A 14,634-nucleotide genomic window follows, 5' to 3' on the forward strand; every position below is an offset into this window, starting at 1 on the left:
TGTAATATCAAATAAAAAAAGTGTTGAAAAAAGGCGCAAAGTTGAAATCCCTAAGTTCTTATAGAAAATCAATTTCCGTTTAGCGCCAGTTTCATGTACCAAGTACCATACAAACAATGTTAGCAATAGTTTTGTAACAATACTGGGTAAAATATAAGGATTGAAAATAACGATCATAACATTGATCGCCATGGACCATATAAAAAATGGTTTATAAAACAAAAAGATGGCTCCCAAGCGGTGTATCATTATGTTGAAACGTAATATTTAAACAATTATTTTTAAAAAACGATAAAGCGCTGTTTTTTTGATGGATGCCAATCAGGAACAGATTGTCACTTTTCTTTAAGCGAGGAGAAAAATTCCTTCTTCGAAATTAAGAAATTATCGTACTTTTGCATCACAATAAAACCATATATGTTAGACAAGTTACAAATAGTTAAGCAGCGTTTTGACGAGGTGAGTGATTTAATCATCCAGCCCGATATTATGACGGATCAGAAGCGTTATGTTGAGCTGAATAAAGAATATAAAGAATTGCGCAAGTTGATGGACAAGCGTGAGGAATATTTAGAGTTGACTAACAATTTGGCTGAAGCCCAAGAAATTTTAGATGATGGCAGTGATCCAGAAATGGTGGAAATGGCCAAAATGCAATATGATGAAGCGAAAGAAGGGATTCCGAAACTGGAAGAGGCCATCCGGGTTTTATTGATTCCTAAAGATCCTGAGGATACTAAAAATGCGGTTATGGAACTGCGTGCAGGTACAGGTGGTGATGAGGCGAGTATTTTTGCTGGAGATTTATTTAGAATGTATAGCAAATACTGCGAAAGTAAAGGTTGGAAAGTGGACGTAGTGGATTATAGTGAAGGTACCAATGGTGGATTTAAGGAAATTCAATTTGAGGTTGCCGGTGAAGATGTTTACGGAACAATGAAGTTTGAAGCTGGAGTGCACAGGGTTCAGCGTGTGCCGCAAACCGAAACCCAAGGTCGTGTGCATACAAGTGCTGCAACCGTAATGGTTTTTCCTGAAGCTGAAGAGTTTGATGTGGAAATCAATCCTAAAGATGTACGTATTGATTTTTTCTGTTCTTCAGGTCCAGGAGGTCAGTCGGTAAACACGACGTACTCTGCAGTACGTTTAACGCATATTCCAACCGGATTGGTGGCACAGTGTCAGGATCAAAAATCACAACATAAAAATAAAGAGAAGGCATTCAGGGTATTGCGCTCCCGTTTATATGAAATGGAGTTGGCAAAGAAAAATGCGTTGGATGCTGAAAAGCGTGGTTCTATGGTGAGTTCAGGTGATAGAAGTGCAAAGATTAGAACCTATAACTATTCCCAAGGGCGTGTTACAGACCACAGAATTGGTTTGACGCTTTATGATCTGGGCAATATTGTTAACGGCGATATACAGCGCATCATTGATGAGTTACAATTGGCTGAAAATACCGAGAAGTTAAAAGCAAATACAGATATAATATAAATTCAAAGCCTCTTTTTGAGGCTTTTTTTATTCTATGACAACACCACAACTTATTGAGCAAATCAGAAAGAAACAATCCTTTCTTTGTATTGGATTGGATGTCGATTTAAATAAAATACCCCAACATCTTCTCAAAGAGCAAGATCCGATTTTTTCATTTAATAAGGCCATCATAGATGCAACCCACCACATGTGCGTGGCCTATAAGCCTAATACGGCCTTTTATGAGGCCTACGGATTGAAGGGTTGGAAATCACTTGAAAAAACGATCCAGTACCTTAATCAAAACTATCCTGAAATTTTCACCATCGCGGATGCCAAGCGGGGCGATATTGGGAATACGAGTAGCATGTATGCCAAAGCGTTTTTTGACGATTTAGGATTTGACAGTGTTACTGTTGCACCTTATATGGGTAAAGATTCCGTAGAACCTTTCTTGGAGTTTAAGGACAAGCACACCATACTTTTGGCGCTAACTTCTAATGAAGGCGCATTCGATTTTCAAGTTAAAAAGATAGAAGGAAAAGAGCTTTACAAGCAGGTGCTTGAAACTTCAAGAACTTGGAAAAACTCTGAAAATCTTATGTATGTTGTAGGCGCGACAAAAGCTGAATATTTGGCGGATATTCGTAAAATAATTCCAAATAACTTCTTGCTGGTTCCTGGTGTTGGGGCGCAAGGAGGCAATTTGCAAGAGGTTTGTAAATATGGAATGACTACTGATGTTGGTTTGTTGATCAACTCTTCAAGAGGCATAATCTATGCCTCAGACGGAAAGGATTTTGCGGAAGCCGCAACCCAGAAATCCAAAGAACTACAGGTGGAAATGGCTCTTCTTTTGAGTGAACAGAAACAGTAGCAAGCTGCTGAGTTCAGTAGTTTTGGGACTGAAAATGCTGATTGTGAGCATAAATAAAAAAATAGCCCGATTGACAAAATGAGAGATCAACTCCATAGACAGATCGTCATAGATAAAACGCCAAAACGGATCATTTCGTTAGTGCCGTCACAGACCGAATTATTAGTCGATCTAGGATTGGAAGTTGCTATTGTGGGGATCACAAAGTTTTGTGCCCATCCACATCATCTTAAAACAACGAAAACCATCGTGGGAGGCACAAAACAAGTTCATTTTGATAAAATAAAAGCGTTAAATCCTGATATCATCTTGTGTAACAAAGAAGAGAACACAAAAGAGATGATTCAGGAATTAGAGCATATAGCACCCACTCATATCAGTGATGTGAATACTTTTAGCGATGCCTTAGAATTAATTGATTTATACGGTACGTTGTTTTCTACTGAAAAAATAGCCAATCAACTTGTTGAAGCTATAGCTCAAAAAAAATCGAATTTTGAGGCTTATCTAAATGATCAAACTGCTAAAAATGCAGCGTACTTTATATGGAAAGAGCCGTGGATGGTCGCTGCTAAGGACACCTTTATAGATGAGATGATGCAGTTGAATGGATTTGAAAATTATTTTGGGAATGAAACCCGTTATCCGGAAATAATCTTAGATAAAGCCAAGACAGAATCCGCTGAATTTGTTTTACTCTCCACCGAACCTTTTCCTTTCAAGCAAGACCATATTCAAACTATCCAACCTTACTTCCCCAATGCGAAAATAATGGTAGTGGATGGGGAAATGTTTTCTTGGTATGGGTCTCGATTAATGAAGGCATTTGATTATTTTAAAACTTTGCAGGAAGAAAGCAGGTCAATATAGTGATTCTTAATATTGATAGTATGTGACTCAAAATGCGAATATCAAAATTATTAGTTCGCATTGGGTCACGAGTTGACTTCAATGCTTTTTAAAATAAGCGAACGTCTGAAAAGTCATTGAATCAACCAAGATATTAATTAGGTTACTTTCAATGAAAAAATATGTTTATATAGACTTTCAAATCTGTCATCCAGCTAAAACGCAGGATCTACATCATTAGTCTTAGAGTTTTTTAAACTCAGAATAATCTTTCTTAATTTTGAAGCCTCGTGATATAAAAAATCACTTAGGCTAGAATCCGATTGAAGTAAATTATAGGCTTCCTCAGTAAATTTCAAGTAATTTTTTTCAACCTCCTTGATGTTCAAAACCTCATTAAGGCCAAACTTAATTTTTCCGACTTTGCAAAATTGTGTGCTCATATGTTTATATTATTAATCTATATATACGAGCAAATAACATGCTAAGGATGTGAGTATAAAGTTAAAATATTGATAATATTTTAAGTAAGTCTTCGGCGTGTTGGTTCTCTATTTAAATAATTCAGTCGGTTCATTTTATTTAAAAGCTTAATGGCTTTATATTCTGAAATATCGCTCAAAGCATGATCCGTTTGACGCACGTTGTAGGCCTGTTCAATGAGTTGTTTGTATCGCTTTTGTAGTTTGAGTTGGTGCGATTTAATTTCTAATATAGTTTTCATGACTACAACATTTTAGAGGAATGTATGAAAGTTAAATATATTTAAAATATTGTTAGGCAGCAAGTTAAAATTTAAAAAATAATCATAAAAAAAAGTCGGCCAACGATTGACCGACTTAATACAGCGCATTAATGGCTATAAGTGTCTGAAATATAAATGGATTAATCCTGCAATGCAAATACTCTTTTTAATAAATCTGTAGATCTTGCACCAACCTGATTCCTGATTTCTTTTTCTTCTACGGCAATCATTGTATAGACGCCTTTTAGAGCTTCTGCAGTGACGTAATCAGTTAAATCAGGATTGACGTTGCTGGTAAATGGGATGGCATTATATCTATTGATCAAATTTTGCCAAATTTGATCTGCACCAACCTTAGCGAAAGATCTGTTAATGACTGGGTGAAATTTTTCATACAAAGACGTTTGGGTCTTAGCGTTAAGGTATTGAGTTGCGGCATCATCGGTTCCTAATAGAATGTTTTTGGCGTCGGCAAAAGTGATGCCTTTCACTGCCTCGACAAAAATTGGAGTTGCTTCCTTGACAGCATCCTCCGCAGCTCTATTCAGGACTTTAAGACCTTCATCCGCCAAACTTCCAAGTCCAATGTCCCGTAGGCCTTTATCGACTTTTTGTAACTCGGCGGGCAAACGTATTTTTACAAGATCGTTTTTATAAAAACCATCAGTTTTAGTAAGTGTTGTGACTTGTTTTTCAATTCCAAAATCAAGTGCTTGTCTTAGACCGGCGGCAATATCAGTAGTGCTCATCACGCCTCCACTTTGCTGTGGCAAAGAATTGACAACACCTTGTAATTCCGCACAAGAATTCATGGTCAATAGCATAAGTAAAGCAACACACGTCTTTTTCATAAAAATCAATTTTAGTGAGCGCAAAAATATATCAAATAGTTTACTTAAACTGATTTCAGTTTAGACATTTTGGGCATTTAAAAATTGGAGACCCTGTTGATGAAATTATAAAAGTGAACAAAAGTGATGGATTGTCTAGGTTTTTGGATGTTTTAAACTATTCTTAATATTGGTGATCTTCTTTTATAAAATCTGTAAATTTGTGTCACGTATAAATTCAATTCTTATCAATGATACAAGCAACACCATATAAGCCAAAACATAAAGTCAGAATAGTAACTGCTGCTTCACTTTTTGATGGTCATGATGCCGCCATTAATATTATGCGTCGCATCATCCAATCAACAGGCGTTGAGGTCATCCATTTAGGGCATGACAGAAGCGTAGAAGAAGTGGTCAATACCGCAATTCAGGAAGATGCCAATGCCATTGCCTTAACCTCTTATCAGGGAGGCCATAATGAGTACTTCAAATATATGTATGACTTGTTGAAGGAGAAAGGGGCTGGCCATATCAAAATATTCGGCGGTGGTGGTGGTGTCATTCTTCCAGATGAGATCAAGGAATTGATGGATTATGGGATTACTAGGATTTATGCGCCTGACGACGGAAGAGAAATGGGGTTGCAAGGGATGATCAATGATTTGGTAGAAACTTCAGATTATGCGATAGGTGATGTGCTTAATGACGAAGTGGATGATTTGGATAAGAAGAATCCAAAATCTATAGCAAGAATCATCTCCTCAGCTGAAAATTATCCAGATGTAGCAAAAGCTACCTTAGATAAAATCCATGTTAAAAATAAAACCTCCAAGACACCTGTCCTAGGAATTACTGGAACTGGTGGCGCAGGAAAATCCTCTTTGGTGGATGAATTGGTACGTCGTTTTTTAATCGATTATCCGGAGAAAACAGTGGCTTTGGTTTCTGTTGATCCTTCTAAACGAAAAACTGGAGGTGCTTTACTTGGCGATCGTATTCGTATGAATGCTATTAACAATCCGCGTGTTTACATGCGGAGTTTGGCCACCCGTCAGTCTAATCTGGCTCTTTCTAAATATGTCAATGAGGCGATTGAGGTTTTAAAGGCCGCAGAATACGATTTAATCATCATTGAAACCTCCGGAATTGGTCAGTCTGACACTGAAATCATTGAGCATTCTGATGTGTCCCTTTACGTCATGACCCCTGAATTTGGCGCTGCGACACAGTTGGAAAAGATTGATATGCTCGATTTTGCGGATTTGGTTGCGATTAATAAATTTGATAAACGTGGCGCTTTGGATGCGTTGCGCGATGTGAAAAAACAGTACGTTCGTAACCATCTCTTATGGGATGTGGATCAAAAGGATTTGCCGGTGTTTGGAACGATTGCTTCACAGTTCAACGATCCGGGAATGAATACCCTCTACAAAGCGATAATGGACAAAATCGTTGAAAGAACAGCGGCGGACTTAAAATCGAACTTTACCATTTCTGAAGAAATGAGTGAAAAGATTTTCGTGATTCCACCATCAAGAACGCGTTATCTCTCCGAAATTGCAGAAAATAATCGCGCGTATGACAAAACTGCCAATGAACAAGTTGAAGTGGCCCAAAAGCTTTATGGGATTTATAAAACTATGGAATCTGTCCTTGGAAAAACGCCTGAATTGGACAAAGCAGGGTTGGAAGCTGTTTCTGTCAGTTCTGGCACAACCGAAAATACAGATTTTATAAAATTACTTTTGGCCGAATTTGATCGGGTTAAATTAAATCTTGATCCCTATAATTGGGAAGTTATAACCGGTTGGGAAGATAAAGTAAACACTTATAAGGACCCTATTTATACCTTTAAAGTGAGAGGAAAGGAAATAAAGATTGAGACCCATACAGAGTCTTTATCACATTTGCAGATTCCAAAAATAGCATTGCCTAAATACCAAGCTTGGGGTGATGTTTTAAAATGGGTCTTACAGGAAAATGTTCCTGGCGAATTTCCTTTTACTTCAGGACTATATCCTTTTAAAAGAACAGGAGAAGATCCTGCGCGTATGTTTGCTGGCGAAGGTGGTCCCGAAAGAACTAACCGTCGTTTTCATTATGTGAGCATGGGCTTGCCTGCAAAACGATTGTCAACCGCTTTTGATAGTGTAACACTTTATGGGAATGATCCTGGGCATCGACCTGATATTTATGGAAAAATAGGAAATGCAGGCGTAAGTATCTGTTGTTTGGATGATGCTAAAAAACTATATTCTGGTTTTAATTTGTCTCATGCAATGACATCCGTGAGTATGACTATCAATGGCCCCGCACCAATGCTGTTAGGCTTTTTTATGAATACCGCCATTGATCAACAATGTGAGCTGTATATCAAAGAAAACGGACTCGAAAAGGAAGTAGAGAAAAAAATTGCTAAAATTTATAGAGATAAAGATGTGGAGCGCCCGTCCTACAAAGGGGAATTACCAGAAAGTAATAATGGATTGGGATTAATGCTATTGGGTGTTACTGGGGATCAAGTTTTGCCAAATGAGGTTTATCAAGATATCAAAACAAAAACGATTGCTCAGGTTAGAGGGACTGTTCAAGCCGATATTTTAAAAGAAGATCAAGCACAAAATACCTGTATTTTTTCTACAGAATTCGCATTGCGGTTGATGGGAGATGTTCAGGAGTATTTTATTGAAAATAATGTACGGAATTTCTATTCGGTGTCCATCTCTGGCTATCATATTGCTGAGGCAGGAGCGAATCCAATTACCCAATTGGCCTTGACGTTATCTAACGGATTTACCTACGTGGAGTATTATTTAAGCAGGGGCATGGACATTAATAAATTCGGACCCAATTTATCTTTCTTTTTCTCCAATGGGATTGATCCTGAATATGCTGTAATAGGGCGTGTGGCCCGTAAAATCTGGTCGAAAGCCATGAAAAATAAATATGGCGCCGACCCAAGAGCACAAATGTTGAAATATCATATTCAAACCTCAGGGCGTAGTTTACATGCGCAGGAGATTGATTTTAATGATATCCGCACGACACTTCAGGCCTTGTATGCCATTTATGACAATTGTAATTCACTTCACACCAATGCTTATGATGAAGCCATTACTACACCAACCGAAGAATCGGTAAGACGTGCTATGGCGATTCAATTGATTATCAATAAAGAATTAGGACTGGCAAAGAACGAAAACCCAATCCAAGGTTCGTTCATCATTGAAGAATTAACAGATTTAGTAGAGGAAGCCGTGTTGTTGGAATTTGATCGTATTACTGAAAGAGGAGGTGTTCTTGGTGCTATGGAAACCATGTACCAACGCAGTAAGATCCAAGAGGAAAGCTTGTATTATGAGACTTTAAAGCATAATGGCGATTTTCCAATTATAGGAGTGAATACATTCTTAAGCAGTAAAGGATCACCAACGGTTATTCCGAAAGAAGTGATAAGAGCAACGGAGGAAGAAAAGCAATTTCAGATCAAAACGCTTGAAAACCTTCATAAAGCAAATGATACGACAGAATTGTTGAAAGATTTACAATACAAAGCTATTCATAACGAGAATATTTTTGAGGCGCTGATGGACGTCTGTAAAGTATGCTCCTTGGGCGAAATCACTGAAGCGTTATTTGAAGTAGGCGGACAGTATAGACGAAATATGTAAGCAGCGAACCACATTTTCCTTTTCGGAAAATGTGTGTGAGTCGCTTATCCCGCTTTTGGGCGGAATCTCTTCATATTCATGCGAAATTTGTAGAACCACATTTTCCTTTTCGGAAAATATATGTGAGTTGCTTATTCCGCTATTGGGCGGGATCTTTTATACCTATTCTAAATTTGTTGAATCAAGTTTTACCTTTTGTCATGAGCGGAGCCAAAGGGTATATTCCGCTTTTGAGAGGGGTTTTTTGAACCCGTCAGAATTTTGTTGAATCGAAAGTTGCGTTTTCCACAATTTAGGTAAACTGCTCTTAGTAGAATTCAGAGGCTTCTAGCCATTTTATCGTAACTTATAGTAATCTTGAACTTTTTTGAGTTCGGAATTTTTTATTTTATAACCTTATCCGTTTATCGTTATTTTTTGTAAAACCATACGTGTTAAGGAGTTAAATATGTAAAACAACTAATTTCTCTTTGTGAATTGTGTTCCATTCAATTTTCAGAACTAAATTTATAATGTCGCTATTTACCTCTTTAAGTATAACCTAAAAATGATTCAATTATGGAAACAACGTTACATTACAACTTCACTAGAAGATCTGAAAATTATTTTGATTGGTTGATCAACACCATTAAATCAGAAAAATATCATTTGGCAGAAAGCCAAATTGAAGGATGGAATGGTTTGGATTGATTCTTTTCTCAAAATTAATCGCCTTAAAATGCGTCTTTTTTAAACTTTTCACGTCTATTAGTTGAACCTTAAAATATATAGACCATGAAAAATAATGGATGCGTATGCAATTGCGATAGTTGTCAACAAGGAAATTGTGCGGCATGTACATGTGAAAATTGTACCTGTCAAAATTGCAACTGTTAAGCTTAATTTAAAATGCTAACTATAAGAGTCTATTTTAGTAATTTTATACTAAGGTTGACTCTTTTTTAATGCGGTTTTATGAAAACGAAAAAGGTTTGGGAATTATATGCAAAAGATATCAAGCTCTTTATTTTATCTAAGGTGAATGATGAGGTGACTTCTGATGATTTACTTCAGGAAACGTTTATAAAAGTCCATACAAAATTGAACACCTTAAAAGATGAAGCGAAATTAAAACCATGGCTCTTTTCCATCGCAAGGTATACTGTTCTTGATTATTTTAGAAATAATAATCTTAGTTATCCAGTCTCTGAAGAACCTGTCGAGGCTGAAGCCAATCACTCTGAGCATACAAGGGAAGATTGTTTGCACGGCATCATTAAAGCGTTGCCCAAAAAATATAGAGATCCTCTAATTTTGGCCGATATTCAAGGCCTGAAACAAGCTCAAATCTCCGAGCGATTACACTTGCCATTATCAACTGTGAAATCTCAGGTGCAACGCGGTAGAAAACTCATAGCACAGGGGTTTGTGAACTGTTGTGATTTTAAAATCAATGAAAAGGGTTATTTGGTGGGCGAATTGAAAGAAAAGGAAAATTGCAAAGTCTGCAATTAAATCGCTTTAGTTTTTAAGCATATTTTTTTAATATTTGCCCGGTAGTCTTCATTCAGGGACAAACTATTTTTCACATTATAAGGTCATCGTCCAAGTTTGTTGTAATCTTCTGAATTTTCGTAATTCTCCTCTCAAAATAGGAAGGTAATCCCTGCCATTACTATGACTTTTTTCTAAACGTTTGCAATTTTTATAGAGCATGGTAGTTAAGCGCTCTAAAGAAGCAATGTGCTTGTATTTTTTATCAGAATGGCGCTCCATTTCAGCATTGACAATCTCAGGAGCCAACGAAGAGGATTGTTGCACAATATCTCCAGAAAAATAAATATGATGGTCTTCTGAACCATCTGAATTTAAGTAACATAAATCCTGATTTAAGTAGGTTGAAATGCTTCTGGATAAAATAATAATATCCATTGCCTTTTTGTAAATAGGCAATTCAGATAGGTGAGATGGAATTGGGTACAACATTTTTAGAAACAGCAATTTATCAAATTTAGTGACTAAATCACATGTATGATAATCGATTTTAAAGTAAAATTGTATATTTGCTTTAATAATTAAAGTATTATAGTTAATTTTTTTTAAATGAGTATAGATTCACTTAACTGGAAGATTTTGAGGTGTTTACAAAACAATGCGCGTCTGTCCAATGCAGAGATTGGACGGCAGGTAGGAATCAGTTCTCCGGCCGTTTCTGAACGCATTAAAAAGATGGAAGATGCGGGTGTCATTCAAGGGTATCATGCCTTTGTGTCACCATTTGAAGCAGGCTATCAACTCAAGGCCATTATCACGTTGAGGGCATTTATGGGCATGCTCAAACCGTTTTTGGAAAAAGTAAAAACATACGATGAGGTGTTGAACTGCTACCGGATAACGGGTAATGAAAACATTGTGATGGAAGTGGTCCTTAAAAACCAAAAGCATTTGGAAGGATTTATTGACCAGCTCATTGTGTATGGAGAAACCAAAACTCAGATTGTTTTATCTCATGTGATCAAATACAATGAAGTCACACCTATAAAATAGCTGCTATTTAAAGATCATCGAACCCATCAAAATCATCAAAGTTGAAAGGCAAATCATCATCAGGATCTCCATCTTCATAATTCAAACTAAGCGGATTAAAAAGTCCCCAACGGTCAATACTATAGTTCCAGCAATCAAAGGTTTTTACCCATTCTGCAAACAAAACTCTAAAGTGTTCAATCGCATTCCGTAAGACATCCAAGTATTTAATATCAGGATAGCCATGCATTTGCAAGCCTCTAGCATCTATAACCAACTCTCTAGCGGCTTTTCTGATTAGTGCGGCTTTCCATTTTAAGATCATAGAGCTTGTTTTTGTCCGATGCGCCTGCAATTTTAACGGGAATTGTGGCTGCATTGACACCCATGTATTTCAGGTTATGCTGGATTATTTCGGCCTCCATCGGATCACTAAACTCAATGTCCGTTTTTTCTACTGAGATAATAAAGGAGTCCACCGATCCATAATTCCCCTTGTTTTTTGGAATACTGGTAATTTTTCCCATTGCTCATCATCTATTCTTTTTTAATGTCTAAGGTTGCGATATGTTCAGTGATCAATTTCGCATGGATCCTTGAGTTTTCAATAAACCACTTATGGGTTTCCATACCGCCACATATAACACCCGCTAAATATAAACCCGAAATATTTGTTTCCATGGTTTGTGCATCATATTGAGGTAGGCGAGCGGTATCAGCTGATAAATTAATTCCAGAATCTTCTAGAAATTTAAAATTTGGGCGATACCCCGTCAGTGCCACAACAAAATCATTTGCAAAAGAAATTTCGCCATCTGGAGTTGTAATTGTGATATCGTTTTCTGTGATTTCGACGATTTCTGAGTTGTAATACGCTTTAATGCTACCTTCTCCAATTCTATTGATAATATCAGGCTTCACCCAATATTTTACGCGATCTCCAATTTCAGATCCTCTGATCACCATGGTGACATGGCCTCCTTTTCTCCATATTTCAAGGGCAGCATCAACGGCTGAATTACTGGCTCCAACCACAACAACCTGCTGCATGGCGTAAGGATGGGCTTCATTATAGTAATGGGTAACTTTAGATGACTCTTCACCAGGAACTTCCAATAATTTAGGAATATCATAAAATCCGGAAGCTATAATGACGTTCTCTGCGACATATTCTGTTTTGTTGGAAATCACTGTAAAGTGATCACCCTCTTTATTTATAGCGTTGACTTCTTCGTATAAATTTATTTTCAGTCTATTGGACGTGGCCACCCGTCTGTAATATTCTAGGGCCTCATCTCTGTTCGGTTTGGGATTATTGCTAATAAATGGAATCTCATCAATTTCGAGCTTTTCTGATGTTGAAAAAAAACTCATATTTTTCGGATAATTGAACAAAGAGTTGGTCAGCGTTTCTTTTTCAAGAACGACATAGTTCCAATTCTTTTTATTACATTCCAAGGCGCAAGCAAGTCCAATTGGGCCCGCTCCAATAATTAGTACTTTATATGGTGTTGTCATGTTTTTAATAATTTAATTTTTGGAATTCATCTGACCTTTCAAATAAACCAGGAGTCCTAGCCCAAGTAAACCTGATACAGCCATAATTGTCCAAGTCATATGAAATCCGTAGGCATCAATTAAATGAAACCCTAGGTTATGTGCAAAAATATGGGAAATGGAGAAAGCTATGCTGTAAAGTGCCATATATTCTCCTTTTAGTCCACGTTTTGCGCGATCCAATGCAAAAGAGTTTGAAAAAGGAAATACGATCATCTCACCAAAGGTCAATAGGATCATGCTGATGATGATAAAACCAAGCCATGGATTGGCGATTAGAAATAGAAAACTAATACTGGTTAAGACCAATCCAAAGGCCATCAATCCTATTTTAGTGTAGTTTTTGTTTTCTAACCATTTAATAAGTGGCATTTCAAAGATAAATATTAAAAGGCCATTCATAGCCATCAACAGGCCAATCTCAAATTCCGAAAGCCCAACGTCTTCCTTGTAAAAATAGGGAATCGTAGAAATAAATTGAAGGAAAATAACTCCAAAAATGACCATCGCCAAAAGAAAAATAATAAAGGATTTGTCGGTATATGCTGATTCTGGATTGGGATTGATCTCAGCATCCAATGTTTTGGATTTTTTAGGATGCAATACCTTTAATAAAACAATGCCTGCAATCATACAACTTATACCATCTATCCAAAACAGACTGCTATAATCCATTGTGGTTATAATCAATCCACCGATGGCAGGCCCAGCTGAAAACCCGAGATTGATAGCCAATCTGATCAATGTCACACTTCGAGTTTTGTTTTCTGGTTTGCTGTAGGCGTTTAGTGCCACAAACATGGCGGGCCTGAACATATCTGCTACAGCCATTAATATGAAGAAACCGATGCAAATGGCATTGAAGGTTTCTAAATATTGCATGCCAATAAATAGAATTCCACTCAAAACTAAGCTGATGAACATGACCTTATAATATCCTATTTTATCCGTGAGTTGCCCACCAAACCAAGAACCCACCAAAGACCCAAGACCGAAAGCACTCATTATCCAAGCCACATCATCCAGAGAAAAATTCAAATCGGAAGTGAGGTATAATGACAGAAAAGGAATCACCATAGTACCTGCTCTATTGATCAGCGTAATCAGTGCTAACCACCAGACTTCTTTAGACAAGCCCCTGAAAGTGTTGAGGTAGGCTTGGCCGATGTTATGATAAAAGAAGTTGAAAATCTTCATAAGGGTTGGGTTTGTTCAAATGAAAAGCAGAATATCATAAGAAGACGTTTATTGAATTGTCTAGTAAACTATACATTTAGGTGAAAACAAAAAGTCCGACGCTAACGCCGGACTTTTAATACTGATTAAAATATATTTATATAATATCACAGCATATAGCAAGTCCGACTAAATAACGTAGACGTCCTAATTTGCTGATATGAAATGACATTATTGTCCATGAGTATCTTGTTAATTGTTGTTCAAAGCTAGGGAAAATAAGTTAAAGTTGTATTTTTACAAATCAATTATTTTTTATGAGAACGTTATATTTTTTTTTATTGGGATTCATTTTTTTATGGGGCTGCGCTCAGAATAAACAAACAATTCAAGGAGAAACGGAATTCCAAAGAAATCTAAACTCAGAGTTTAAGGATGCGTCAAAATCGCCTTTAAAGGATAAGGATCGCAGAAATTTTACAGGAATTGATTTTTTTAAAGTGGATTCAACTTTTGTAGTGCAGGCCACACTGACAAAATCTACAGATGAAAAGTCATTTCAAATGAAAACCACAACAGATAGACTTCCTGAGTATATAAAGTACGGGGAAATTACTTTTGAACTTAAAGGAGAATCCTATAAGTTGAACGTTTACCAAAATCAAGAGTTACTGAAGGAGGATGGCTATGAAGATTACTTGTTCTTACCTTTTTTAGATGATACCAATGGTGATGAGAGTTATGGAGGTGGACGTTATATTGATTTACGGATGCCGAACGGTGAAACCATGATTATCGATTTCAATACAGCGTATAATCCATATTGTGCGTATGATGAGAAATACTCTTGCCCGATTGTACCTCGCGAAAATTATTTAGATATTGAAGTCAAGGCAGGTGTTATGGCGTTTGAGAAGTAGTTTTCAGTCTATAGTGAGCAGGTAG

General features: G+C 36.9%; 16 protein-coding genes. 8 read left to right on the forward strand and 8 right to left on the reverse strand.

Annotated features, from left to right (window positions below; genetic code table 11):
• Positions 1-417 precede the first annotated feature (417 nt).
• From prfA to G525_RS0101185, 3 genes are all read left to right on the forward strand, one after another.
• Positions 418-1,494 carry a peptide chain release factor 1 gene (gene prfA, locus G525_RS0101175; RefSeq protein WP_027124506.1) on the forward strand — a complete coding sequence of 359 codons (1,077 nt, stop codon included), beginning with the start codon at positions 418-420 and terminating at the stop codon, positions 1,492-1,494.
• Between the two features lie 34 nt (positions 1,495-1,528).
• Positions 1,529-2,353, forward strand: coding sequence for an orotidine-5'-phosphate decarboxylase (pyrF, locus tag G525_RS0101180; RefSeq protein WP_027124507.1), 825 nt, complete (start codon positions 1,529-1,531; stop codon positions 2,351-2,353).
• 78 nt (positions 2,354-2,431) lie between these two features.
• On the forward strand, positions 2,432-3,223 hold the full coding sequence (locus G525_RS0101185; RefSeq protein WP_027124508.1) for an ABC transporter substrate-binding protein: 792 nt from the start codon (positions 2,432-2,434) through the stop codon (positions 3,221-3,223).
• 194 nt (positions 3,224-3,417) lie between these two features.
• Here G525_RS0101185 and G525_RS0101190 read toward each other — a convergent pair whose 3' ends face one another.
• The 3 genes from G525_RS0101190 to G525_RS0101200 all read right to left on the reverse strand — a co-directional run bounded on the left by G525_RS0101190 (position 3,418) and on the right by G525_RS0101200 (position 4,798).
• Positions 3,418-3,645: a Lacal_2735 family protein gene (locus G525_RS0101190; protein ID WP_027124509.1), complete on the reverse strand. Its 228-nt coding sequence runs from the start codon at positions 3,643-3,645 to the stop codon at positions 3,418-3,420.
• Between the two features lie 80 nt (positions 3,646-3,725).
• Positions 3,726-3,926, reverse strand: coding sequence for a Lacal_2735 family protein (locus G525_RS0101195; RefSeq protein ID WP_027124510.1), 201 nt, complete (start codon positions 3,924-3,926; stop codon positions 3,726-3,728).
• Between the two features lie 161 nt (positions 3,927-4,087).
• On the reverse strand, positions 4,088-4,798 hold the full coding sequence (locus tag G525_RS0101200) for a DUF4197 domain-containing protein (protein WP_027124511.1): 711 nt from the start codon (positions 4,796-4,798) through the stop codon (positions 4,088-4,090).
• A gap of 230 nt (positions 4,799-5,028) precedes the next feature.
• Here G525_RS0101200 and G525_RS0101205 point away from each other — a divergent pair, with 230 nt between their 5' ends.
• The 3 genes from G525_RS0101205 to G525_RS0101215 all read left to right on the forward strand — a co-directional run bounded on the left by G525_RS0101205 (position 5,029) and on the right by G525_RS0101215 (position 9,945).
• A complete protein-coding gene (locus G525_RS0101205) occupies positions 5,029-8,451 on the forward strand; it encodes a methylmalonyl-CoA mutase family protein (RefSeq protein WP_027124512.1) in 3,423 nt (1,140 codons plus the stop codon).
• 558 nt (positions 8,452-9,009) lie between these two features.
• Positions 9,010-9,141: a hypothetical protein gene (locus G525_RS22760; RefSeq protein WP_281170377.1), complete on the forward strand. Its 132-nt coding sequence runs from the start codon at positions 9,010-9,012 to the stop codon at positions 9,139-9,141.
• Between the two features lie 264 nt (positions 9,142-9,405).
• Entirely contained in the window at positions 9,406-9,945 is a 540-nt protein-coding gene (locus tag G525_RS0101215) for a sigma-70 family RNA polymerase sigma factor (RefSeq protein WP_027124513.1), read from the forward strand.
• Positions 9,946-10,020: 75 nt separating this feature from the next.
• Here G525_RS0101215 and G525_RS0101220 read toward each other — a convergent pair whose 3' ends face one another.
• Entirely contained in the window at positions 10,021-10,416 is a 396-nt protein-coding gene (locus G525_RS0101220; RefSeq protein ID WP_027124514.1) for a hypothetical protein, read from the reverse strand.
• 117 nt (positions 10,417-10,533) lie between these two features.
• Between G525_RS0101220 and G525_RS0101225 the strand changes: the two genes are divergently transcribed.
• A complete protein-coding gene (locus tag G525_RS0101225) occupies positions 10,534-10,977 on the forward strand; it encodes an Lrp/AsnC family transcriptional regulator (protein WP_027124515.1) in 444 nt (147 codons plus the stop codon).
• A gap of 7 nt (positions 10,978-10,984) precedes the next feature.
• Here G525_RS0101225 and G525_RS21555 read toward each other — a convergent pair whose 3' ends face one another.
• Genes G525_RS21555 through G525_RS0101240 form a run of 4 tightly spaced genes read right to left on the reverse strand, consistent with a single transcriptional unit; the run spans position 10,985 to position 13,710 of the window.
• Positions 10,985-11,281: a hypothetical protein gene (locus G525_RS21555; RefSeq protein WP_157491846.1), complete on the reverse strand. Its 297-nt coding sequence runs from the start codon at positions 11,279-11,281 to the stop codon at positions 10,985-10,987.
• A complete protein-coding gene (locus tag G525_RS21560) occupies positions 11,238-11,483 on the reverse strand; it encodes a hypothetical protein (protein ID WP_051209680.1) in 246 nt (81 codons plus the stop codon). The genes G525_RS21555 and G525_RS21560 overlap by 44 nt, the downstream gene beginning before the upstream one ends.
• 10 nt (positions 11,484-11,493) lie before the next feature.
• Positions 11,494-12,474, reverse strand: coding sequence for a YpdA family putative bacillithiol disulfide reductase (locus G525_RS0101235; protein WP_027124516.1), 981 nt, complete (start codon positions 12,472-12,474; stop codon positions 11,494-11,496).
• Positions 12,475-12,486: 12 nt separating this feature from the next.
• Positions 12,487-13,710 carry an MDR family MFS transporter gene (locus tag G525_RS0101240; protein WP_051209681.1) on the reverse strand — a complete coding sequence of 408 codons (1,224 nt, stop codon included), beginning with the start codon at positions 13,708-13,710 and terminating at the stop codon, positions 12,487-12,489.
• Between the two features lie 296 nt (positions 13,711-14,006).
• Between G525_RS0101240 and G525_RS0101245 the strand changes: the two genes are divergently transcribed.
• Complete coding sequence (locus G525_RS0101245; protein ID WP_027124518.1) at positions 14,007-14,609, forward strand: DUF1684 domain-containing protein; 603 nt, start codon at positions 14,007-14,009, stop codon at positions 14,607-14,609.
• Positions 14,610-14,634: the final 25 nt, after the last annotated feature.

This window comes from Gelidibacter mesophilus DSM 14095 (assembly GCF_000423005.1).
In the GTDB taxonomy this organism is placed as follows: domain Bacteria; phylum Bacteroidota; class Bacteroidia; order Flavobacteriales; family Flavobacteriaceae; genus Gelidibacter; species Gelidibacter mesophilus.